Here is a 23,584-nt window from a genome sequence, read left to right as displayed (position 1 = left end):
ATCCTCGCCGATCCTCACACCGGTATCGCTGTCAGGCCATTCGCTATGACTACAAGCTCAGGTGTACCCAGTTCGCGCAATCCCGCAGGAAGCTGGACCCGCAAGCGGTGGCACGCGGTGTCCGCCAAGTTCGACGACGACCCGTGGCTGATCGGTGTGGTCGGCACGATCATCGCGCTGGCGATCCTCGCTGGCGTGGCGCTGCTGCTGCGTGCCGACCGGCAGGCGCGCCATGAGCACGCGCTGGAGCGTGCGCAAAGCGTGGCGTCGGTGGTCGCGGCGAGCCTCGGCGGCAACATCGCGGTCTACGATGCATTGCTCAAGGAGATGGTGCGCGAGGCGGAAGATCCGGACACGCCGCTGTTCCCGGACCGGGTGCGCGACCGCGTGCGCTTCGGACAAGCACTGAGCCGGGATTTTCTGGACGACGCTTACGTCGTCGACAAGAACGGGCACATTGCCGCGCCGCTCGACCGGATGCGGGGCGAGCCCGTCAGTGTGGCCGATCGCGACTACTTCCGCTCGCATGAGAGCAGCCCCTCGCTCGGCCTGTACATCTCCCAGCCCTACGCGTCACGCACGCACGGCGGCCTGTTGTCGGTGGCGCTCACGCGCCGTATTGCGGCGCCCGATCATTCGTTTGCGGGGGTCGCAGTGCTTGCGCTGCGGCTGGATCGTCTCGGCACGCTGGTGAACGACGTCGATTCGGCCGATCTGCAATCCATCGACATCGTGGAAGAGAAGGGCACGGTGCTGGCCTGCGATCCGTGCGCGGGGGCGCAGTCGGGCCAACTCGTCGTTTTGCCGGGCAACGCGGCACGCAATGGCGATCTCACGGCGGCGCTGGCATTTCCGCGTGGGACGCGCGCGAGCGAGTACCGGTCCGTGCGGGTGCCGGGGGCATCGATGTTCGTCGTGGTCACGCCGTCGACGACTGACCTTCTGCACGAATGGCAGCGCCACGCCCTATTGTTCGGCGCGATTGCCTTCGCGTGCGCCGCCACGCTGATCGCGGGCTCGTGGTTGCTCGTGGCCGCGATGCGCACACGGGCCGCAGCCGCAGCACGGTTCATGAGCCTGTCGATGACCGATGGGCTCACAGGACTCGCTAACCGTCGCGCGCTCGACGCCAAACTCAGTAGCGAATGGCGGCGCGCGAAACGCTCAGGCAGCCCGTTGTCGATCCTGTTTGCCGATATCGACGACTTCAAACATTTCAACGAGGCCTACGGCCATTCGATCGGCGACGATGTCCTGCGCGCCGTCGCGAAGAATATTGGTGGGCATGTGCGGCGCGACAGCGATATGGCGGCGCGTTACGGTGGCGAAGCGTTTGCCGTGGTGCTGCCCGAGACCGACGCGCATGCGGCCGAGGTGATGGCCGAGCAGTTGCGACGCGACATCGAGCGTTTGCATATCGATCACGAAGGGAGTGCCGCAGGCAAGGTGACGGTGAGCGTGGGGGCCGCGACAGGGCGCGCGCCCGAGTGCGACAGCGCCGACGCTATCCTGAAGGCCGCCGACGCGCAATTGCGTGTGGCCAAGCAAAATGGCCGCAATTGCATCAGCGTTACAACGGTGATGAGGCCTACGGCGCCAGGCCGAATGGCGGAGGGGGAGCGTCAACTGTGATTTGTGCGGGCGACAACGCGAAAAGACACTGAGACAATGCCGTCATGTCCAAAGATAACGAATCACTGACCGGGGGCCTTATGAACCGCACCAAATTCTTTTCAGCCATCGTGTGCCTGACAGGCCTTCTGACGGCCGGTCATGCCAGTGCACAGTCGTACCTCGGTTCGAGCGATCTCGGCAGCATCCGTCAGTCGAATCAGACACCGGCGGTGAGCACGGCAGTGGCCGCCGTGGGCAAGCCGAGCGCACCGGTCGCCGACGCCCATGCCGCCAGCGCGAGCATCAACCGGATGGCGAGCGAGCGCAACGGCGCGTCCACGGGGCCGAGCGATCAGGACGTCGCCGCAACGAATCGCGCGCTCGACACGCGCGATATGCAGCATCCGCGCCAGACCAAGCGGTTCGACAGCATTGCCCGTCCGTCGCGCCCGGAGTGATTCGCCGGACCCATGCGCCGAAGCAATCCGCCAATTCAGTCGGCCATTGCCGGAATGGCGCCCTCCTGAAACAACACGCGCGGGGCATCCATCGTGCCGTCCTCTTCGTCGACCAGCACTTCGTAGGCGGCAATCCCCGCAAAGCCGGAGGCCATCGACTGTGCAATGCGCACCGCGCCGAACTCCGTACTCGCCTGTCGCAACTCGCCCGGCTGCAGTACGCCGTCTTTGTTCTTGCGATACGGCACGACGATGAACTTGATGGATTTGGCGTCGCTCATGGTGGCACTCACGATGAAATTGAATGATGGGAAATGTAGCACGACTACTGTATAAAAATACAGTTATCCGAGTCAATTTTTCACCAAACAACATCTCGTAATGTCTACATAACTAGTGAATATTCGTATATTCCTGCGCCTCTTGATAGCCTGCGGTTCTAATCGCGAATTGTTTTCCACCAACTCGCGGCCAAAACTACAGGTATCGAGAGCATCGAATGAACGCAGGCAATCTGATTTCGGCGAACCGGCTCAAAGACGGTCTGGTCGTCTGGCTGGATAAACAACACAATTGGGTAGACGATCTGGCGCAGGCGCATGTGTTCGATGCCGAGGGGCTCGATGAGGCGCAAGCTGCCGCCAAGGCGTCCGTAGCCGCAAATCTGATCGTCGATCCCGTGCCGCGTCCGGCTGAGGTGAGTGAAGTCGGCCCGGTGCCGGTGGACTTCCGCGAGCAACTGCGCTCGCGCGGCCCGTCGGTGCGCGAAGACCTCGGCAAGCAGGCTGCCGACGCAGTGACGCAAGCCGCTCTGGCGCATGCCCCGGCCCTGAGCGTCGCCCCGGAACATGCGGGCATCTATCGGTATGACCCGTCGGAGCGCCAGTACCTCAAGGATCGCGCGAACGAATTCGGTCAGCAGGTGGCGCGCCGTCTGAGCGGTGAGCTGAGCGAGGACGACTTCAAGGTCTACCGTCTGATGAACGGTCTGTACCTGCAACTGCATGGCTACATGCTGCGCGTCGCGATTCCGTACGGCACCCTGAGCGCGGTTCAACTGCGCCAGTTGGCCTACGTGGCGAATCGCTACGACAAGGGTTACGGTCACTTCACCACGCGTCAGAACCTGCAATTCAACTGGCCGACGCTCACCGATTCGCCGGACATTCTGTCGGCACTGGCGGACGTCGACCTGCACGCCATTCAGACGAGCGGCAACTGCATCCGCAACGTGACGACCGATCAGTTCGCCGGTGCGGCCAAGGACGAAGTCGTCGACCCGCGCGTGTACGCCGAGATTCTGCGTCAATGGTCGACCGATCACCCCGAATTCACATACCTGCCGCGCAAGTTCAAGATCGCCATTACCGGCGGTCAGACGGACCGCGCCGCTGTGCGTTTCCACGACATCGGCATTCTGGCGCGCACGAACGAGCAGGGCGAAGTCGGTTTCCAGATTTATGCGGGCGGCGGTCTGGGTCGCACCCCGATCGTGGGCACGCTCGTGCGCGAGTGGCTGCCCGAGGCCGATCTGCTGCGCTATGTCGAGGCAATTCTGCGCGTGTATAACGCGTTGGGTCGTCGCGACAACATCTATAAGGCGCGCATCAAGATTCTCATCAAGGAAATGCAGCCCGCGAAGTTCATCGAGATGATCGAGGAAGAATTCGCGCGCATTGCACAGACGCATCGTCCGCTCGCGGAAAACGTCATCGCGGCGATTGGCGAGCGTTTCATCCTCCCCGAATTCGAAACGCTGCCGGCCGAGTCGGCCGTCTTCGCACAAGCCTACGCGAACGACATCGACTTCAAGCACTGGGTCGACACCTGCACGCACGAACACAAAGCGCCGGGGTATATCAGCGCGGTCGTCTCGCTCAAGCCCGCCAGCGGTATTCCGGGTGATGCGAGTGCACAGGAAATGCTGGTGCTGGCCGATCTGGCCGATCAGTACTCGTTTAGCGAACTGCGCGTGACGCACGAGCAGAACCTTGTGCTGCCGCACGTGAAGCGCGACGAATTGCATGCACTCTGGAAGCAATTGAAGGCCAACGGTCTGGCGACGCCGAACATCGGTCTGATTTCGGACGCGATTGCGTGCCCGGGGCTGGACTATTGCGCGCTGGCCAATGCACGTTCGGTACCGGTGGCGCAGCGTATCGCGTTGCGCTTTACGGAGGAGCAACAGCGCGATATCGGCCCGGTGACGCTCAACGTGTCGGGCTGCATCAACGCTTGCGCGCATCACCACGTGGCGCACATCGGCATTCTCGGTGTGGACAAGGCGGGTAAGGAAAACTATCAGATCACGCTGGGCGGCTCGGCGGACGACAACGCGGCCGTCGGCAAGATTCTCGGCCCGGGGGTCTCATACGAAGCGGTGCCGCAAGTGATCGAAAACATCCTCGAACGCTATCTGAAACTGCGTAAAGACGGTGAGCGCTTCATCGATACGCTCGGACGCGTGGGTGCAGAAGAATTCAAGGGAGCTTTGCATGTTGATTGATCGTAACGGACTGCCGACCGAGGACGTCTGGACTTATGTCGCGGCCGACGTCTCCGATGCCGCCAATGATGGCAGCGCGGCGGGTCCGGTAAGCCGTGACACCGTGCTGCCGCTCGACGCATGGCTCGCGGCGGATGCGCAGGGTGTGGCACCCGCCGGTATTCGCGTGCAGGGTCACGAGGACCCCGAGCGCCTCGCGGCGCTGTTGCCGAAGCTGGCGCTCGTCGTGATCGAATTCCCGAAGACGCGCGACGGTCGTGGCTTCACGCTGGCGAAGTTCCTTCGCGACAAGTGGCAGTTCACGGGGGGGATCCGTGCGGCAGGTCCGCTGTTGCCCGACCAGTTGGCGATGTTGTGGGCGTGTGGCTTCGACAGCCTGCTCTCGCCGTCGAACGTGCCCACGGCGCGCTGGCGCGAAGCAGCACTGGCCGCGCAAGTGCGTGCCGGACGTCCGCGCACGCTGCTCGCCCGTCTGACGGCCTGAAGCCCCAAACGACGTGACACGGTCCTGCGCATTCCCATGCGCTACCGTGTCAACGTCGTCAGTGATGCCGTCCCGTGCCGGGCGGTCTTCTGCCTCCCGCCCGATTGCGCAGCTTCTGCGCCCCCTCTCGTTGTGCTATTCCCTTCAGCGTTTGCACCGGACACGCTGCGCGCGCTCGGATACGACTTTGCGTCGGGCGATGTTCTGAGCAAGCCGCTGCCGCAAACCGAGCTTGTCGATTGAGCGCAGACATGGCGAGCATTGCCGTGAAACGCTGTAAAAAAAACCAGTATTTTTAAAGTGGTAGATTTGTCATATCTTTCCGTTGGCAGTAAGAATTGATTTAACGGCGAACCAAGGGGGACGCGAGATTTTTCGCGTCCGTTTTCATGTGTCTCATTCGAATTGCGGTGTTTGGCAGGGGCCACTAACGCTAGAGGACTGGCCTGCCGACACGAAGTACGCGAGGGGCGATTTCAAATGGCAACGGTCAGATCGTTTTCTTATAAGGGATTTCGAATTGTCTGCACGGTCATGCCTGCGCCGTGCGGGAAGGCGCGAGGCGTGGCCGAAGTGCTTCATATCGCTGACGGAATATTGCGAGATCAACAGATCAGTCAGATGGGCGGCCTAATCCATGAGAATGAGAAGGAAGCTCTCGACACGATTGCCGCGCTTGCCAAAGATTGGGTGGACGGCCGATGATGAGTCATTTAGATAAGCTCACGAACGTATCAGAATCAGTGCTGGAATCATCACGGCGCATCGATGTGAGGAACGCATGAAAACAGTCGCAGTTCAGGCCAATCTGGACGAGACGGTGGATCTCGTCCGCAAATTCGCACACGATGAATTCGCCCGCGCTATTGGCGTAGAGACGCCCTCCGAGCAGGATGTCCGTGGCTTCTTGCTGGATCGGTTACGGTCGATGCGGTTTCGTGCGGTCGAGCCCGGCGACGAACCGACCGTGCAGCGCGTTTTCGATTGCGTTTATGTCATGCCGGTCTGCGTTCGATACGAAGGTATGCGCGTGATCGAGGCACGCCTGGTCGTCATGCCGGACGCGCGCTATACCATGAAGGCTTATATTCCGGTGTCGGATTAGGTCGCACATTTCCGCTGACACAAACGAAAAACCCGCACAGCCAAAGACCGTGCGGGTTTTTCAATTCTGGTCGGGGCGAGAGGATTTGAACCTCCGACCACCTGCACCCCATGCAGGTACGCTACCAGGCTGCGCTACGCCCCGTGAGAGATGCATCGCTAGGAAGCATCGCTCGAAAGAACGCGATTATAGCAGAGCTTTTCGCACGAAAGATAGGGGGCGTGCGCGTCGGACGCATCTTTTTTTGCGCCCACCGATCGCTTGCCGCATCAACTCCTTGAATCGCTTCTGTTTTTCGCGCATGACCTCGCTCACGCATCGCGTCGTCGCGCATTCGCATGGCTTCCCGCATCCATGATGGTTATTCCGGATGTCGTATTCGGAGGGCCTCACGATAATGGAAATCTGCCTATGTCCATCGCCCATGAGGCTCGGAGACAAGCGATGCCGCACACCCAGGGATTCGGCGACGCACGCGACCTGCTGCTCGCGCAGCGCGCCCATTACGACGTGGCGTACCGTGATTTCCGTTGGCCTGTCCTCACCCATTTCAACTGGGCGCTGGACTTCTTCGATCCACAAGCACAAGGCAACGACACCCCGGCCCTCTGGGTCGTAGAAGAAGACGGCCGTGAAGCGCGTCTGTCGTTCGCCGAAATGTCGGCACGCTCGAATCGTGTCGCGAACTTCCTGCGCGCACAAGGCGTGTCGCGCGGCGACCGTGTTCTGCTCATGCTGCCCAATCAGGTCGAACTCTGGGACCTCATGCTCGCGTGCATGAAACTCGGCGCCGTGATGATTCCCGCCACCACGCTGCTCGTCGCCGGTGATCTCGCCGACCGACTGGAGCGCGGCCGCGTGCGGCACGTCGTCACCACCGCGCGCGATGCCGTCAAGTTCGAAAATCTGCCCGGCGACTATCGACGCCTCGCGCTCGGCGATCATCCGCCCGACGGCTGGACGTCGCTCACGCCCGCCTACGAGGCGCCCGTACAGTTCACGCCCGACGGCGTCACGCTCGCGACCGATCCGTTGTTGCTGTACTTCACCTCAGGCACGACATCGCGTCCCAAGCTCGTGCTCCATACGCATCAGAGTTACCCCGTCGGTCATCTCGCCACCATGTACTGGATCGGTCTTCAGCCAGGCGACGTGCACTGGAACATCAGCTCGCCGGGGTGGGCAAAGCATGCGTGGAGTTGCTTCTTCGCGCCGTGGAATGCAGGTGCGACGATCTTCATCTACAACTTCTCGCGTTTCGACGCCCGCGCCGCGCTGGAGACGGCCGCCTGCTGCGAGGTGACGACGCTCTGCGCGCCGCCGACCGTCTGGCGCATGTTGATTCAGGAAGACCTCGCACGTCACGCCGTGAAGTTCCGTGAACTGATCGGCGCGGGCGAGCCGTTGAATCCCGAGGTCATCGATCAGGTGAAGCGGGCCTGGAACATCACGATTCGCGACGGGTACGGACAGACGGAAACGTGCTGCCAGATAGGCAATTCGCCGGGACAGACCGTCAAGCCGGGGGCGATGGGGCGTCCGATGCCGGGCTACCGTGTCGTGCTGCTCGACCCCGACGGCGCGGAGGCCGACGAAGGTGAAGTGGCGCTGGTGCTGTCGCCGCGCCCCACCGGACTGATGCAAGGCTACGAAGACGACAGCGAGAAAACCGCTTATGCGATGCGCGACGGTTACTACCACACCGGCGATGTCGCCATGCGCGACGACCGTGGCTATTTCACTTACGTTGGCCGTGCCGACGATGTCTTCAAAGCGTCCGACTACCGCATCAGCCCGTTCGAGCTTGAGAGCGAACTCATCAAGCATCCCGCCGTCGCGGAAGCCGGTGTCGTGCCCAGTCCCGATCCGCTGCGTCTGGCCGTACCGAAGGCGTTCATCACATTGCGTTCGGGCTTTCAGGCAGACGACAAACTCGCGCTCGATATCCTGCGTTTCTGCCGCGACCATCTCGCCCCCTACAAGCGCGTTCGCCGCATAGAATTCTGCGATTTGCCAAAGACGATCTCGGGCAAGATCCGGCGCGTCGAACTCCGTCGCACGGAGGAGGGACGGAGTCTGGAAGCACGTCGGGCAATGGAATTCTGGGACGTCGATTTTGCCGATCTGAAGTAAGGCGCCGACGTCTCGCGTCCCGCTCAGCGCATGTGCTGAATCACCAGTTCGGCACCCAGCATGGCGAGGCCGACGAAGAAGCAGCGGCGGAACACCGGTGCGCTGACGCGGCTTCGCACCCACTGCCCGATGAACATGCCGCCCAGTGCCGGCGCGAGCGCCAGCAACGACACACCGATCGCCGAGCCGTGGAAGACGCCGTCGCGCGCCAGTCCGGCCGCCAGGGCAATCGTCGAGACAGTGAACGACAGGCCCATCGCCTGCACCAGATCGTCCTTGTCGAGATCGAGCGCCTGAACGAACGGCACGCCCGGGATCACGAAGACGCCGGTCGCCGCCGTCACCAGTCCAGTTGCCACGCCGACCACGCCGCCCACGGCACCTTCGCGTCTGGCCGTCCAGTGTTTCGGCACATGCAGGCGAACCGCCGCCAGTCCGAGCACGGAATACGCGAGCAATGCGACACCCAGCGCCATCCCCGCGAGATTGCCGCCGTTCGCCAGCCAGCCGCTGCCAGCCCACGTGCCGACGCAGATCCCGACGAGCATCGGCCACAGCCGCTTCGCCAGCGCGGCGAAGCGCGGTCCAGCCAGCAATTGCCAGATATTGGTCACGAGCGACGGGACGATGAGCATCGCCGCCGCTTCGGCCGTCGGCATCGCCAGTCCGAGCAGGCCGATGGCCACCGTCGGCAGGCCCAGCCCGATCACGCCTTTGACGAAACCCGCGAGCAGGAAGGTGACGAGGCCCAGTGCCAGCAAGGGGAGAAGGTCGGTGAGGTGTTGAATATTCATCATGTCGCCAGTATCTGCGCGGTGCTGCGGGCCGCCAATGCGGTATTCGCGCAGGGGGACTCAGGCGCACGCTGAGGCGGGTGCGGGCGGTCCCACCGAGGCTCGCGCCAAAGTGCATTCCGAAGCTCGCCCGGAAGCCGAAAAGCCCGGCTGGCGTGGCGGCCGACGCGCTTTGGCGTTTTCAGTTATGCTCAGGCCAAATTCGCGCCGTGCCGCGCATCGGGCGCGTCCCCCGGAATCCCGATTCCGGCGGTCGTGCCGCCGTCGTCGGCACCCCGTAGACCTCCGTATGTCGTTCGACGTCGAACCCCACACCGATCATGACGCCTCGTCATGACGGGCTTCGGCGTCGACAGCCATGCCAAAGCAGTTCGCTTGCCCAGAGGGATGGAAGTTGGAAAACCAGAATCGTCAACACGAACACACCGCCGATGCCGCATTGCTCGACCAGCGTCTGGCGCTCATCATGCAACCCGCCAATCGCGACTTGCTCGGCCAGGGCTTGTCGGGCATCGAACGTGAGACGCTGCGCGTCGAAGGCAACGGCGAACTCGCGCTGACGCCGCACCCGCAGGCGCTCGGCTCGGCCCTGACCAACGACGAAATCACCACCGATTACTCCGAAGCGCTGCTCGAATTCATCACGCCGCCGCAGCACGACGCGGCCGCCGTCATCGCCCGTCTGGACGAAATCCATCAGTTCGCCTATCGCAAGCTCGGCGCGCAATTGCTGTGGAGCGATTCGATGCCGCCCGCGCTGCCGCCGGAAGACGTGATTCCGATTGCGGACTACGGCACCTCTCACGTCGGCATGCTCAAGCATGTCTATCGCCGGGGCCTCGCACTGCGCTACGGCAAGCCGATGCAATGCATCGCAGGTATTCACTACAACTTCTCGCTCGCCGAGCCCGTGTGGGAACTGCTGCGCGAAGCCGAGGGCTCGAAGGACAGTGCACGCGATTATCAGTCGGCGCGCTACGTCGCACTCATCCGCAATTTCCGCCGCTACAGCTGGCTGCTGATGTACCTGTTCGGTGCTTCGCCGGTGCTGCATGCCGAGTTCCTGCGTGGGCGCAATCACGGCCTCGATTCGTTCGACGAAGGCACGCTCGGCCTGCCGTATGCGACCAGCCTGCGCATGAGCGACCTCGGCTATCAGAACAGTGCGCAGTCGGAAGTCTCGCCGTGCTACGACTGCCTGCCAAGCTACATCGACGCGCTCACGCAAGCCGTCAGCCAGCCGCACCCGGCTTACGAGGCGCTGGGCACGAAGCGCGACGGCGAGTGGATTCAGCTCTCGACGAACCTGCTGCAAATCGAAAACGAGTTCTACGCGACGATTCGCCCGAAGCGGGTGACGTACAGCGGCGAGCGTCCGGTGCAGGCGCTGGCGCGCCGTGGGGTGCAATACGTCGAAGTCCGTTGTATCGACATCGACCCGTTCCAGCCCGTCGGCATCGACGTCGACACCGCACGGTTCATCGACGCCTTCCTGCTGTTCTGCGCGTTTGAGAACAGCCCGTCTTGCTCGAACGCTGAAAACATCGAGAATCGCGACAACTTCGCGCACGTCGTCAAGGAAGGTCGCAAGCCCGGACTGGTCCTGCATCGCGGCGGCGAAGCGATCACGCTGTCCGATTGGGCAGAAGACCTGCTCGATCGCATCGACCGCACGGCCGCGGCCTTCGACGCGCAACGCGGTGGCGCGCACTACGCGCACTCGATGGCGCTGCAACGTGCGAAGGTACAGGACGTGACGCTCACGCCGTCCGCCCGCGTCATGGCGGTGCTCGAGCCGTTGCGCGGCACGAAGGGCGGCGCGTTTCAGGCGTTCGCGCTGGATCAGAGCAAGCGTCACGCACAGACGCTGCGCGACATGCCGCTCGAACCGGCGGTGGTCGATCACTTCGAGACGTTGGCCCGCAAATCGCTCGACACGCAGGCTGAACTCGAACGCACGCAGGTGGGCGACTTCGATGCTTTCGTCGCCGCTTATCGCGCTGGCACGTTGGGTACCGTGACGGTCTGACACCGCGCATCGCCGCATGACAAAAAGCGCCTCTCGAGGCGCTTTTTTATCGGCTTCGTTGTTGTCCTTACTATCCCAATACGCCCAGTTGCCACGCGAAAAACACCGCTAACCCCGCGCCGATGGTGAGCAACTGATGACGTGTCGCCGCACAGACGGCGATGGCGACGAGGGCCGCCACGAGTTGCGGATTGCGCCACGTCAGTTCGAGCCCGTTGCCATGTGGCGCTAACGTCATCGGCACGATGATCGCCGTGAGCACCGTCACCGGGACGAACGACAGCGCTTCGCGCAACCATTCCGGGAACCGCACGCGGTCGCCCAGCACGAAGATGCCCGCCTTGACCGCAAACGTCACCGTCGCCATGCCTAGAATCGCCAGGACGTAGTTCATTGGACACCTCGCGTCGACCTCGGGTGTGCGCCGTCGCGACGCTTCGCATGGAGTGCCAGCATGCCTGCCGCGATGCCCAGCGCCACAGCGACCAGCAGTCCGAGCTTATAGGGCAGCGACTGACAAAGGTACGCCGCAGTGCCTGCGACGACCGTCGCCACGGCCCACGGCATGCGCGCCATCTGCGGCACGATGATGGCGATAAAGGTCGCGACCATCGCGAAGTCAAGGCCCAACGTTTGCAGACGCGGGAACGCAGCGCCGAACAGCAGGCCCGCGAGCGTCCACACTTGCCAGTTTACGTACATCGACAGCGCGGAGCCGAGGAAGTACCAGTGGCCCATCGGATCGTCGGGGTGACGGTGAAAGTGGCTGCTCGTCACGGCAAACGTCTCGTCCGTCAGCAGGAATCCCAACAGCGCGCGCCAGCGCAGGTTCAGATGCTTCACGTGCGGCAGAAGATTCGCGGCATACAGCATATGGCGCAGGTTGACGATGAACGTCGTCGCCCACAGCACGGCGTAGCCTACGCCGGTCGCAAAAAGCCCGGCGGCGATGAACTGACTCGACCCCGCGAACACGGTGAGCGACATCAACTGACCATGCCAGAGTGCTAGCGGCGTAGTGGCGACCAGCGCGCCGAAGATCAGGCCGAACGGGGCCGCGCCGACGATCATCGGCAACGTGTCGCGGGCACCTGCGGCAAAGCTTGCCGTGCGAGACAGAACCGGCATGGTGAGACGTTCCTGTGGGTTGAGGTGTTGAGGAGAAGGGCAACAGGGTAAAAGGGCATTCGACGCCCCGAGCATAACGTTTTGCACCGCGTGTCGGCTTGTACGTTCTTGCGCTTGCCGTTGCGTCGAGCGATAGGGAGACCGACGCAAAAACGGCCACCGTTCAGTGGCCGTCATTGGCAAAGTCCACTGGAGGCTGATGGGGGCCTAAGGATGCTTGAACATGTCCAGAATTCGGGCCTTTTCGCTGGCATCCGTGCCGCCGGGCGAGGGCGGTTGCGCGGCGGCAGGCGGCGGCGCGGCAGGAGAGGGCGAGCCGTTGCCGAAGAACGGCAGCGAGAAGCCGCCGCTGTTGTCCTCGATGCCGATGCTCGCGACAAACCCGTTGCCCGGCATTTTGTCCGTCTCGTACAACTCGCCGTTCACCACGCTGACACCGTCGGGCATCGCCATCTGCTGTTGCGGCACGCCGTTCAGCACCACACCCATATACTTGGTCCACACGGGTAGCGCCAACTGCGCGCCGAATTCGCGGCTGCCCAGCGTCTTCGGCTGATCGAAACCGATCCACGCCACCGCCACGAGCGAGTGCTGATAGCCAGCGAACCAGCCATCCAGCGCGTCGTTGGTCGTACCCGTCTTTCCGGCCAGATCGGAACGCTTGAGCACATTCGTGCCGGAGCCCGTTCCGCGTTGCGCCACCGTTTGCAGCAGGCTGTTCATGATGTACGCGTTCGGCGCGGAAATCGCACGGGCCGCGTTCACACCTGCCACGACCGGTGTCGCCTTGTTCAGGACGTTGCCACGTGCATCGCGAATCTCACCGATGAGATACGGCGCAACGCGGTAGCCGCCGTTCGCGAACACAGCATAGGCGCCGGCAAGTTGCAGCGGCGTCGTCTGTCCCGCACCCAGCGCCATCGGCAGATACGGCGGCACCTTGTCTGCGTCGAAGCCGAAACGCGTGGCGTAATCCTGCGTGTATTGCGTGCCGGCGAATTGCAGCAGACGAATCGCCACGAGGTTCTTGGAGCGTTGCAGGCCTTCGCGTACGGTCATCGGGCCGCTGAAGGCGTCGTCGTCGTGCGGATCCCACGTCTGACCGCCGGTCTGTGCGGGCGGCAGGTTCAGCGGGCCGTCCATCACCATCGTGGCGGGGCTCACGCCTTTCTCGATAGCCGCCGAGTACACGACCGGCTTGAACGTCGAACCCGGCTGGCGCCATGCCTGCGTCGCGCGGTTGAATTTGCTCTGGTTGAAGTCGAAGCCGCCGATCAGGGCGCGAATCGCGCCGTCGTCCGGCGAGAGCGAGACGAGCGAGCCTTGCACTTCGGGCAGTTGCGAGATGCGCCATTTGCCGCGTGCGTCCTTCATCACGCGGATAATCGAGCCGGGGCGGATGCGGACCTTCTCGCTGGCCTTGGCCGAGAGTGCCGACGCTGCGAAACCGATGCCATCGCCATTGATCACGACGGCGTCGCCCGAGAGGGGAACCGCCGTCACTTGCGAGGTGCTTGCGGCCACGACCACGGCGGCCACGAGGTCACCGTTATCCGGGTGTTCGAGCAGTGTGTCCTCGATCAGTTGCTGACGATCGGGCATGGCCGCTGGCAGCTCCACGAAACCTTCGGGCCCGCGGTAGCTATGGCGGCGCTCGTAATCGAGCACGCCCGCGCGAACGGCCTCATAGGCGGCTTGCTGTTTCCTGGAGTCGAGCGTGGTGATGACGGTCAGGCCGCGCGTGTAGGTGTCGTCCTTGTATTCGTCGTAGACCGCCTGACGCACCATTTCCGCCACATATTCGGCGTGGACGTTGTATTCGTTGCCGGACGTGCGCGTGCGGATCGGCTCATGCAGCGCGTCTTCGTACTGATTGCGCGAGATGTAGCCCAGATCGAGCATGCGCTTGAGGATGTATTCCTGACGAATCTTCGCGCGTTTGGGGTTGACGATCGGGTTGTACGCGGAAGGGGCCTTGGGCAGACCGGCAAGCATGGCGGCTTCGCCAAGCGTGATGTCCTTGAGGTCTTTGCCGAAATAGATGCGCGCGGCGCTGGCGAAGCCGTAGGCGCGCTGTCCCAGATAGATCTGGTTCATGTACAGCTCGAGAATCTTGTCCTTCGACAGCGCGGACTCGATCTTGTACGCGAGCAGCATTTCGTAAATCTTGCGGGTCGCCGTTTTCTCGCGGGAAAGGAAGAAGTTGCGCGCGACCTGCATGGTGATCGTGCTGGCCCCCTGTGCCGCACCGCCATGCATCACATCGGAGACACCCGCGCGCAGAATGCCGATGAAGTCGACACCGCCGTGATCGTAGAAGCGGTAATCCTCGATCGCGAGGACTGCCTTCTTCATCACGTCCGGAATCTGGTCGATGGTCACGAGACTGCGTCGCTCTTCGCCGAATTCGCCGATCAGCACGTTATCGGACGTGTAAATCCGCAGCGGCACCTTGGGCCGGTAATCGGTGATGACGTCGAGCGCGGGCAGGTTGGGGCGCATGACGATCAGCGCATAGCCGGCGATCAGCGCCGCGACGACGGCCAACCCTGCTAGCGTGGTAAGGATGACGGCAAGCGTGCCGAATCCGAGCTGACCATGGGGGCGACGGTGGGGTGAAGGCGAAGCGGCGTGCGATGACTGCGCCTGAGGCGTGACGACGGGGGACTTGCGGTGCGCGCGATGCGACGGCGCACGAGGCGGCAAACAATGCTTCAAGGACATACCCAACGAAGAATGCAGGATGGGAACAGGCCGGCCGGCCTAGCGCTGCGTGGATCCCCGCCGCGCGGCGAAATCGGTGCAGTATGCCACGCCCGGGGCGTCGCCCCCAAAAAAGTGAGAGGCGGCACGGCGTGGCAGACGGCGAAGGGTTAGAGCGGCGTCCGCGTGCGGCGTTCGCCCGACGGCCGACCACGCGGCATGACCTACGCTCAGCGACGCGCTTCGGTCGCCATGCGCAGCGCCAGCGCGCCGAGCATGCCGCCCATGAGCCAGCGCTGGATGCGCAGCCATGCAGGGCGTTGGCCGAGAAACCGCGAGATGGAGCCGGCCGACAGGGCGACCGAGGCATTCACCGCCACGCTCATCGCGATCTGCGTGAGGCCCAGCACCAGCGACTGCGTCAGCACGCTGCCATACTCGGGATGCACGAACTGAGGCAGCAGCGCCAGATAAAGCATCGCAATTTTCGGGTTGAGCACTGAAGTGAACAGGCCCATCGTGAAGAGACGACGGTTGCTGTCTTTGGGCAGCGCCGTCACTTCGAACGGCGAACGGCCGCCCGGCTTGAGCGCTTGCCAGCACAGCCACAGCAGGTAGAGCGCACCACCGAAGCGCAGCACATCGTACGCATACGGCACGGCGAAGAGCAGGGCGGTGATACCGAAGGCGGCGCACAACATGTAGACGACGAAGCCAACGGCCACGCCGCCCAGCGACACGAGGCCAGCCGCCGGTCCCTGACACAGCGAGCGCGAGATCAGATACATCATGTTCGGCCCTGGCGTGAGGGCCATGCCGATGGCGACGAGCGCGAAGGCCAGCCAGGTGGAGAGTGCGGGCATGATTGGGGGGGGCTGGAGCGTCGATGCGTCCGCGCCATATGTGAAGAGCAAGCCGCAAGATACCACGCGCTCAGCGCGCACGCCGGTTGGGTGAACCGTGCAGTCACATCGGGCCGGGATTCCCGTGGATTCGCCGAGAAATCAGCTTAGCCGTCTGAGAAAGACGGTCATTTCCTTCTCGGCCTGACGGTCGCCGTGGGCTTGCGCGGCGGTAATGCCTTGCGTCCACGCGTCACGCGCGCCATCGATGTCCCCGGCGCCCTGACGCGCTTTACCCAGTAGCTTCCACGCCGCGGTGTACTTGGGATCGAACGCAACGCAATGGGCCAGGTGATCGGCTGCGACCGGGAAGTTCTGCGCGTCGAGATAGGCTTTGCCGAGGCCGAAGCGCAGCAGGGCGTTGTCTTTGCCGGCCGACAACAGTTTCTCAAGTCCTTCAATCATAATTAGAATATATCGTCGGTATATATAAAAAACGTAATAAGATCGCGCTGACCTCTCAGTCACTCGCAGCATTCTGCCGTCCTTCGGTGCTTATCCGGTATCCCTTCGTTTCGATCCACTAGATGTCGCGAGCGCCGAATGCCGGACGCCAGTCATTTGATATCAATCAATCCGACGCCGACCGATACCTTGGCGCACGGGCACGTAAACCCGCAGGATGCTCAAGTCTGGCGTGAGGCACGCCGATGTGACAAGTATGACTGGCCCGAAAGAGGCCGGACAGGGGTGAGCCACCCATCACGTAAGACGGAGACGACAGCATGTTTCGGAGCTTTTCGATCAAGGCGCGCCTGGGCATCACCATGGTGCTGTTGGCTGTTTTGTTGATTCTGCTGGGCGCATTGGGTATTGCCGGCATGACACGCACCGGCGATGCGCTTCGCGAGACGTACGCCAATCACCTCGCCGCCACGGTGGCACTCGGTAAAGACAACGCCACACTCGCCCGCACCCGCGCGATTCTCGATCGCGTGGTCCTGCATCCCGAATCGCCCGACGCCGACAAGGTGGCGGCACGTGCCCGCAACATGATCAAGGACGCGAACGCTGCGTGGGCTGCGTATCAGGCGTTGCCCCACGCAGCCGAGGAGCAGCGCTTGGCGGACGATGTCGCGACACGTCGCGCGACCTTCTTCGATAAGGGCATGGATCCGATGCTCGCCGCCATCGATGCGCGCGATCGCACGGCGATGGACGACATCACGATGAACGTGCTGCCCAAGTATTACGCGACGCTTACCGCCGCGAGCGATGCGCTGGCGGCGTACAAGCTGAAACTTGGACAAGACACTTACGAAGCCTCCATGGCGGAGCTGACGGCATTCCGCTGGCTGAGCATCGGGGCGACGGTGCTGGGCGTGCTCATGGCCATCGCCTGCTATTTCTCGCTGCGAGGTGCGATCATGCGGCCGCTGGGCGAGGCGCTTGCGCACTTCGAGAATATCTCGGCGGGGCAGCTCGACAATCCGGTGCAAGTACGTGGCAAGGACGAAATGTCGATGCTCATGCGCGGCTTGGAGACGATGCAGTCGCGACTGGCGGGCACGATTCGCGGGGTGCGTCATAGTTGCGATGCGATGGCGACGGCCACGGCCGAGATCTCGGCGGGCAATACCGATCTGTCGGCGCGCACCGAGCAGCAGGCGGCCTCGCTGGAGGAGACCGCATCGTCGATGGAGCAACTGACGGCGACCGTCAAACAGAACGCCGATAACGCGCGTCAGGCGAGCCAGTTGGCGGTGAATGCTTCGGATATTGCCGCGCGCGGTGGGCAGGTCGTCGCACGCGTGGTCGATACGATGCAGGGCATCTCGGCGAGTTCGTCGCAGGTCGTGGACATCATCGGGGTGATCGATGGCATTGCGTTCCAGACCAACATCCTCGCGCTCAATGCGGCGGTGGAAGCGGCGCGCGCGGGCGAGCAGGGCCGCGGTTTCGCCGTGGTGGCGGGCGAGGTGCGCACGCTGGCCCAGCGAAGTGCTACGGCTGCACGCGAAATCAAGGGGTTGATCGAGGCGTCGGTGCAAAAGGTGTCGGACGGCTCGACACTGGTCACGGAGGCCGGCCGCACGATGGACGAGATCCTGCAAGCAGTGCAACGTGTGACCGACATCATGGGCGAGATTTCGGCGGCATCGGACGAACAGAGCGGTGGTATCGAGCAGGTGAATCAGGCCGTCACCCAGATGGACACCGTCACGCAGCAGAACGCGGCGTTGGTGGAGCAGGCGGCTGCGGCGGCCGCATCGCTGGAGGATCAGACGAACGCGTTGCGCGAGGAAATGGCGCGGTTCCGTCTGGGCGACGAAGGCGTGGCATCGACCGGGGCGCGGCGTGTTGCGTTGCATGCTGTGGAGGATGCAAGGCTCTCGCTGGCAGCGTAATGGCGGCCCGGCGGGCGACGGATGCGACTGTGTGCGATGGGCATGTTCATGGCGGTCATGCGCCGAACCGGGTAACATTGCCCATCTTTTGCTCAGTTGAGGGTGTCGAAGTATGAAGCGAGTGGCGCTGATGGGGACGATGGCCGTGCTGGCTGGCCTGATGGCAGGCTGTGGCCCGCTCAACCAGATGAGTCGGCCCGATCCGGCGACGGGTCGACTGATCGACCAGGGAACCAGTGCCGATCGTTTCATGGTGCTCAACTGCATCTATCACGGCTGGAGCGAGTTGTCGCAGAACGTCGATTCGACGTCGTATGCCCGTCAGGGGGCTGACCGGGTGCGCGTGTATCGCGGTCACGACAAGGACAACAACGCGATCTACAACCCGTACGTCGATATCCTGCAAGGCGGCTTCGGCGCACGCATTCAGTACTTCGAAACGCCGGACAGCCACCTGTCGCGCGATTTCGAAAACACCGTCAAGCGCTGCATGGTGCCGTACGCAGGCAGCAACGACTGACATCGGTCGTATTCGCAAGAAAAAAGCCCTGGCGCGAAAGTGCCGGGGTTTTTTGTTGGCGCGGTGAGTAGGTGAAACGGTGAATCCTTGGGCTTTAGAAATTAAAATAATAAAGATTAATTTTCATATGCCCAAATTTCCATAACGTCATATAGGGGCAGGTAACTAACCGGTGTCCAGGCCGTAATGCATACGCAATGGACGCGTAATGGAAATACGCGCGATGACGGCATGTTCGCGGCCAAATCGGGGGGAGGTGTTGCGAAATCGGGGTCGGATGTGCGCAGGATCGCGGCCATGCGAACGCGCGTTCGACGGGGCGGACAGTGATGAACGACAGGGGCAGGGACCCATGCGACGGGCACCCCGCAAGTCCCCGTAGGACGGCTTTCCGGGGCGGTGAGCGCTGGGAAAACGTGCTATGCTCCTCGCCGTGATTGATCAGGTCCTTCCAAGCACCACTTGATTCTCGCAATCCGCTAATCGGTCAGGCCGTGTCGCGGAAGGTTTCGTAACCCGCTATTTCTCGAGACACTCGTAGAAAAGGTGAGCGCAAAATGAGTTTGATGGAACAATTCCAAGCGAACTCGTACCTCTTCGGCGGCAATGCCCCCTACGTCGAAGAACTGTACGAATCGTATCTTGATAATCCGGCTTCCGTGCCGGACAACTGGCGCCAGTATTTCGACGCGCTGCAAAACGTTCCCGCTGTTGATGGTTCCAACGCCAACGACGTGGCTCACGCCCCGATCGTGGAGTCGTTCGCCCAGCGCGCCAAGGCCAATGCCTTCGTGTCGCACGCCGGTGCCTCCGACCTGGCCGTTGCCCGCAAACAGGTGCACGTGCAGTCGCTCGTCGCGGCCTATCGCTTCCTCGGCGCACGCTGGGCCAATCTGGACCCGCTCAAGCGTCAGGAACGTCCGGCCATTCCGGAACTGGAACCCGCGTTCTACGACCTGACCGAAGCCGACATGGACAGCGTGTACTCGGCAGAGAACACGTACTTCGGTTTCGAACAAGCCAGCCTGCGCGATCTGCTCAAGGCGCTGCGCGACACGTACTGCGGCTCGATCGCCGCCGAGTACATGTACATCAGCGATCCGGTGCAAAAGCGCTGGTGGCAAGAGCGTCTGGAGAAGGTGCGTGCCACGCCCAACTTCACCGCTGAAAAGAAGAAGCACATCCTCGAACGCCTGACGGCCGCTGAAGGCCTCGAGCGTTATCTGCACACCAAGTTCGTCGGCCAGAAGCGCTTCTCGCTCGAAGGCGGCGAATCGTTCATCGTGGCGATGGACGAACTGGTGCATCACGCCGGCGCCAAGGGCGTGCAGGAAATCGTGATCGGCATGGCCCACCGTGGCCGTCTGAACGTGCTGGTCAACACCCTCGGCAAGATGCCGTCGGATCTGTTTGCCGAATTCGAAGGCAAGCACGTCGACGACCTGCCGGCAGGCGACGTGAAGTACCACAAGGGCTTCTCGAGCGACGTTTCGACGACGGGCGGCCCGGTCCACCTGTCGCTGGCGTTCAACCCGTCGCACCTTGAAATCGTGAACCCGGTGGTCGAAGGCTCGGCCAAGGCTCGTATGGACCGTCGCGGCGAAGCCGATGCGGCCAGCGTGCTGCCGGTGCAAGTGCACGGCGACGCCGCGTTCGCAGGTCAGGGCGTCGTCATGGAAACGCTGAACCTCGCGCAAACGCGGGGTTACGGCACGCACGGCACGGTGCACATCGTCATCAACAACCAGATCGGCTTCACGACGTCGGACCCGCGCGATGCGCGCTCGACGACGTACTGCTCGGACGTGGTCAAGATGATCGAAGCGCCGGTGCTGCACGTGAATGGCGACGATCCGGAAGCGGTCGTGCTGGCCATGCAACTGGCCCTCGAATTCCGTCAGGAATTCGCGAAGGATGCCGTCGTGGACATCGTTTGCTTCCGCAAACTGGGTCACAACGAGCAAGACACCCCGGCAGTGACGCAGCCGCTGATGTACAAGAAGATTGCCCAACACCCGGGCACGCGCGCTCTGTACGTCGAAAAGCTGGTCGCGCAGGGCGTGATCACGGCCGAGGAAGGCGACGGTTTCGTCAAGGCCTACCGTTCGGCCATGGACGACGGCCACCACACCATCGACCCGGTGCTTTCGAACTACAAGAGCAAGTACGCGGTCGACTGGGTGCCGTTCCTGAACAAGAAGTACATCGACAAGGCCGATACGGCCGTGCCGCTCGCCGAGATCAAGCGTCTGGCCGAGCGCATCACGACCATTCCGGAGAACTTCAAGGTTCACCCGCTCGTCGAGAAGGTCATCAACGACCGTCGCAAGATGGGCGCCGGCGAGCAGCCGCTCGACTGGGGTATGGGCGAGCACCTGGCATACGCCTCGCTGGTCGCATCGGGCTTCGCCGTTCGCCTGACCGGTCAGGACGCTGGCCGTGGCACGTTCACGCACCGCCACGCCGTGCTGCACGATCAGAACCGTGAGCGCTGGAACGACGGTACGTACGTTCCGCTGCAACACGTGGCAGACGGTCAGGCCACCTTCACGGTGATCGACTCGGTGCTGTCCGAAGAAGCCGTGTTGGGCTTCGAATACGGTTACTCGACCGCAGAACCGAACACGATGGTGCTGTGGGAAGGCCAGTTCGGCGACTTCGCCAACGGTGCACAGGTCGTGATCGACCAGTTCATCTCGAGCGGTGAAGTGAAGTGGGGCCGCGTCTCGGGCCTGACGATGCTGCTGCCGCACGGCTACGAAGGCCAGGGTCCGGAGCACTCGTCGGCACGTATGGAGCGCTACCTGCAACTGTGCGCCGATACGAACATGGAAGTGGTTCAGCCGACCACGCCGGCACAGATCTTCCACGTGCTGCGTCGTCAGATGATCCGTCAGCAGCGCAAGCCGCTGATCGTGTTCACGCCGAAGTCGCTGCTGCGTCACAAAGAAGCTGTGAGCGACCTGTCGGAACTCGTCAAGGGCGGTTTCCAGACCGTTATCGGCGAAACCGACGCCACGATCGACCCGAACAAGGTCAAGCGCGTTGTGGCCTGCTCGGGCCGCCTGTACTACGACCTGATTGCTCGCCGTCGCGAAGAGAAGTCGAACGACGTCGCGATCGTCCGTGTGGAACAGCTCTACCCGTTCCCGCACAAGGCGTTCGAGAACGAGCTGAAGAAGTACGAAAACCTCGCCGAAGTGGTGTGGGCCCAGGACGAGCCGCAAAACCAGGGTCCGTGGTTCTACATCGAACACCACCTGCTCGAAGCCATGAGCGCCGGTCAGAAGCTGGCCTACGCCGGCCGTCCGGCTTCGGCTTCGCCTGCTGTGGGCTACTACGCCAAGCACTACGAACAGCTCAAGACGCTGCTCGATACGGCTTTCGGTCGCAGCCTCAAGGGCGCGACGGTGGTGCAGTAACCGGTTAGGTCTTACAGCGGTCGTCCTCCCCCAGGGACGGCCGCTGCCGTATTTCCGAATTGAACGTTTATCGAATCCAGGATCCAGAAATGGCCATTGTTGAAGTCAAAGTCCCCCAGTTTTCCGAGTCGGTTTCCGAAGGCACGCTGCTCGACTGGAAGAAGAAAGTCGGCGAAGCATTCGCTCAGGACGAAACCATCATCGAAGTCGAGACCGATAAGGTCGTGCTCGAAGTGCCGGCACCCGCTGCCGGCGTGCTCGTCGAAGTGACCGCCAACGCTGGCGACACCGTGACGTCCGAGCAGATCATCGCGAAGATCGATACCGAAGCCAAGGCCGGCGCTGCCGCCCCGGTCGCTGCCAAGCCGGCAGAAGCCGCCGCGCCTGCTGCCGCTGCTGCCCTGGCCGCTGCCCCCGCCGCAGCCGGTGGTGCTTCGGGCAACATCGCCAGCCCGGCCGCCGCCAAGGTGCTGGCCGAGAAGAATCTGTCGGCCGGCGACGTCGCCGGTTCGGGCCGCGATGGCCGCGTGACCAAGGGCGACGCCCTGGCTGCTGGCGCCAAGCCGGCCGCTGCTGCCGCTTCGTCGATCCCGGCACCGGCGCAACGTGCCGCACTGCCGTCGGTGTCCGCACCGGCTGGCCGCGACACGTCGCTGGAAGGCCGTCCGGAACAGCGCGTGCCGATGTCGCGTCTGCGTGCCCGTATCGCCGAGCGCCTGCTGCAATCGCAACAGACCAACGCCATTCTGACCACGTTCAACGAAGTGGACATGAAGCCGGTGATGGACCTGCGCAACAAGTACAAGGACAAGTTCGAGAAGGAACACGGCGTGAAGCTGGGTTTCATGTCGTTCTTCGTCAAGGCCGCTGTGCACGCGCTCAAGAAGTACCCGGCCGTGAACGCCTCGATCGACGGTAACGACATCGTCTACCACGGCTACTTCGACATCGGTATCGCTGTCGGCTCGCCGCGTGGTCTGGTGGTGCCGATTCTGCGCAATGCCGACCAGATGAGCCTGGCCGACATCGAGAAGAAGATCGCCGAGTACGGCAAGAAGGCTGCCGACGGCAAGCTGTCGATCGAAGAAATGACCGGCGGTACGTTCTCGATCTCGAACGGCGGTGTGTTCGGCTCGATGCTGTCGACCCCGATCATCAACCCGCCGCAGTCGGCCATTCTGGGCGTTCACGCCACGAAGGAACGTGCTGTGGTGGTGAATGGCGAGATCGTCATCCGCCCGATGAACTACCTGGCCATGAGCTACGACCACCGTATCATCGACGGTCGCGAAGCCGTGCTGAGCCTCGTCGCCATGAAGGAAGCGCTGGAAGATCCGGCGCGCCTGCTGCTCGACCTGTAAGCGTTAGCGCGCACTGCGCGGTGTCGCCCGGCCATGTGTTCCACGGCCGGCGCGCCGCGCCTCCCCCTGCCGTCAAC

At 62.8% G+C, this 23,584-nt stretch carries 19 protein-coding genes and 1 tRNA gene; 12 read left to right on the top strand and 8 right to left on the bottom strand.

The genetic code is table 11. The annotated features are described in order from the left end of the window. Positions 1-45: 45 nt before the first annotated feature. Together MB84_RS14455 and MB84_RS14450 are read left to right on the top strand one after the other, a co-directional pair. Positions 46-1,632, top strand: coding sequence for a GGDEF domain-containing protein (locus tag MB84_RS14455; RefSeq protein ID WP_084009797.1), 1,587 nt, complete (start codon positions 46-48; stop codon positions 1,630-1,632). Between the two features lie 80 nt (positions 1,633-1,712). Then, positions 1,713-2,072, top strand: a complete 360-nt coding sequence (locus tag MB84_RS14450; RefSeq protein ID WP_046292283.1) for a hypothetical protein — start codon at positions 1,713-1,715, stop codon at positions 2,070-2,072. A gap of 35 nt (positions 2,073-2,107) precedes the next feature. Here MB84_RS14450 and MB84_RS14445 read toward each other — a convergent pair whose 3' ends face one another. Continuing rightward, positions 2,108-2,353 (bottom strand): hypothetical protein, encoded by a 246-nt coding sequence (locus tag MB84_RS14445; RefSeq protein WP_039402924.1) that lies wholly within the window; start codon positions 2,351-2,353, stop codon positions 2,108-2,110. A 218-nt stretch (positions 2,354-2,571) separates the two neighbouring features. On the opposite strand from MB84_RS14445, the gene MB84_RS14440 reads away from it, so the two are divergent. The 4 genes from MB84_RS14440 (at position 2,572) to MB84_RS14425 (ending at position 6,167) form a co-directional block, all read left to right on the top strand. Then, positions 2,572-4,578, top strand: a complete 2,007-nt coding sequence (locus MB84_RS14440) for a DUF2849 domain-containing protein (RefSeq protein WP_046292282.1) — start codon at positions 2,572-2,574, stop codon at positions 4,576-4,578. After that, a complete protein-coding gene (locus tag MB84_RS14435; RefSeq protein WP_046292281.1) occupies positions 4,568-5,062 on the top strand; it encodes a DUF934 domain-containing protein in 495 nt (164 codons plus the stop codon). The genes MB84_RS14440 and MB84_RS14435 overlap by 11 nt, the downstream gene beginning before the upstream one ends. A gap of 564 nt (positions 5,063-5,626) precedes the next feature. Further along, on the top strand, positions 5,627-5,767 hold the full coding sequence (locus MB84_RS30535) for a hypothetical protein (RefSeq protein WP_169835011.1): 141 nt from the start codon (positions 5,627-5,629) through the stop codon (positions 5,765-5,767). Positions 5,768-5,843: 76 nt separating this feature from the next. Next, positions 5,844-6,167, top strand: coding sequence for a hypothetical protein (locus MB84_RS14425; protein WP_046292279.1), 324 nt, complete (start codon positions 5,844-5,846; stop codon positions 6,165-6,167). A 67-nt stretch (positions 6,168-6,234) separates the two neighbouring features. Here the strand turns inward: MB84_RS14425 and MB84_RS14420 are convergent. Continuing rightward, a tRNA-Pro gene (locus MB84_RS14420) sits at positions 6,235-6,311 on the bottom strand. A gap of 300 nt (positions 6,312-6,611) precedes the next feature. Between MB84_RS14420 and MB84_RS14415 the strand changes: the two genes are divergently transcribed. Continuing rightward, entirely contained in the window at positions 6,612-8,300 is a 1,689-nt protein-coding gene (locus MB84_RS14415) for an AMP-binding protein (RefSeq protein WP_046292278.1), read from the top strand. Between the two features lie 23 nt (positions 8,301-8,323). Here MB84_RS14415 and MB84_RS14410 read toward each other — a convergent pair whose 3' ends face one another. Further along, positions 8,324-9,097 carry a sulfite exporter TauE/SafE family protein gene (locus MB84_RS14410; protein ID WP_046292277.1) on the bottom strand — a complete coding sequence of 258 codons (774 nt, stop codon included), beginning with the start codon at positions 9,095-9,097 and terminating at the stop codon, positions 8,324-8,326. Between the two features lie 463 nt (positions 9,098-9,560). Between MB84_RS14410 and gshA the strand changes: the two genes are divergently transcribed. Further along, positions 9,561-11,123 carry a glutamate--cysteine ligase gene (gene gshA / locus MB84_RS14405; RefSeq protein WP_046293830.1) on the top strand — a complete coding sequence of 521 codons (1,563 nt, stop codon included), beginning with the start codon at positions 9,561-9,563 and terminating at the stop codon, positions 11,121-11,123. A gap of 70 nt (positions 11,124-11,193) precedes the next feature. Here the strand turns inward: gshA and MB84_RS14400 are convergent, their stop codons facing one another. From MB84_RS14400 to MB84_RS14380, 5 genes are all read right to left on the bottom strand, one after another. Next, positions 11,194-11,517, bottom strand: a complete 324-nt coding sequence (locus MB84_RS14400; RefSeq protein ID WP_046292276.1) for an AzlD domain-containing protein — start codon at positions 11,515-11,517, stop codon at positions 11,194-11,196. After that, positions 11,514-12,251, bottom strand: coding sequence for an AzlC family ABC transporter permease (locus MB84_RS14395; RefSeq protein WP_046292275.1), 738 nt, complete (start codon positions 12,249-12,251; stop codon positions 11,514-11,516). The genes MB84_RS14400 and MB84_RS14395 overlap by 4 nt, the downstream gene beginning before the upstream one ends. Before the next feature lie 207 nt (positions 12,252-12,458). Then, positions 12,459-14,975, bottom strand: coding sequence for a penicillin-binding protein 1A (locus tag MB84_RS14390; RefSeq protein ID WP_245725370.1), 2,517 nt, complete (start codon positions 14,973-14,975; stop codon positions 12,459-12,461). A gap of 209 nt (positions 14,976-15,184) precedes the next feature. Then, positions 15,185-15,817 carry a LysE family translocator gene (locus MB84_RS14385; protein ID WP_046292273.1) on the bottom strand — a complete coding sequence of 211 codons (633 nt, stop codon included), beginning with the start codon at positions 15,815-15,817 and terminating at the stop codon, positions 15,185-15,187. Positions 15,818-15,958: 141 nt separating this feature from the next. Continuing rightward, positions 15,959-16,261 carry a hypothetical protein gene (locus MB84_RS14380; RefSeq protein WP_046292272.1) on the bottom strand — a complete coding sequence of 101 codons (303 nt, stop codon included), beginning with the start codon at positions 16,259-16,261 and terminating at the stop codon, positions 15,959-15,961. 320 nt (positions 16,262-16,581) lie between these two features. Between MB84_RS14380 and MB84_RS14375 the strand changes: the two genes are divergently transcribed. From MB84_RS14375 to odhB, 4 genes are all read left to right on the top strand, one after another. Next, on the top strand, positions 16,582-18,204 hold the full coding sequence (locus tag MB84_RS14375) for a methyl-accepting chemotaxis protein (RefSeq protein WP_046292271.1): 1,623 nt from the start codon (positions 16,582-16,584) through the stop codon (positions 18,202-18,204). A gap of 112 nt (positions 18,205-18,316) precedes the next feature. Further along, the gene (locus tag MB84_RS14370) at positions 18,317-18,724 is read left to right on the top strand and encodes a hypothetical protein (RefSeq protein ID WP_046292270.1); all 408 of its coding nucleotides are present in this window, start codon (positions 18,317-18,319) and stop codon (positions 18,722-18,724) included. Positions 18,725-19,290: 566 nt separating this feature from the next. Further along, a complete protein-coding gene (locus MB84_RS14365) occupies positions 19,291-22,146 on the top strand; it encodes a 2-oxoglutarate dehydrogenase E1 component (protein WP_425415865.1) in 2,856 nt (951 codons plus the stop codon). Between the two features lie 89 nt (positions 22,147-22,235). Next, positions 22,236-23,507, top strand: coding sequence for a 2-oxoglutarate dehydrogenase complex dihydrolipoyllysine-residue succinyltransferase (odhB, locus tag MB84_RS14360; protein WP_046292269.1), 1,272 nt, complete (start codon positions 22,236-22,238; stop codon positions 23,505-23,507). The last annotated feature ends 77 nt before the right edge of the window (positions 23,508-23,584 follow it).

Source organism: Pandoraea oxalativorans (assembly GCF_000972785.3).
In the GTDB taxonomy this organism is placed as follows: Bacteria; Pseudomonadota; Gammaproteobacteria; order Burkholderiales; family Burkholderiaceae; genus Pandoraea; species Pandoraea oxalativorans.
This window is presented reverse-complemented; position numbering and strand designations above follow the sequence as displayed.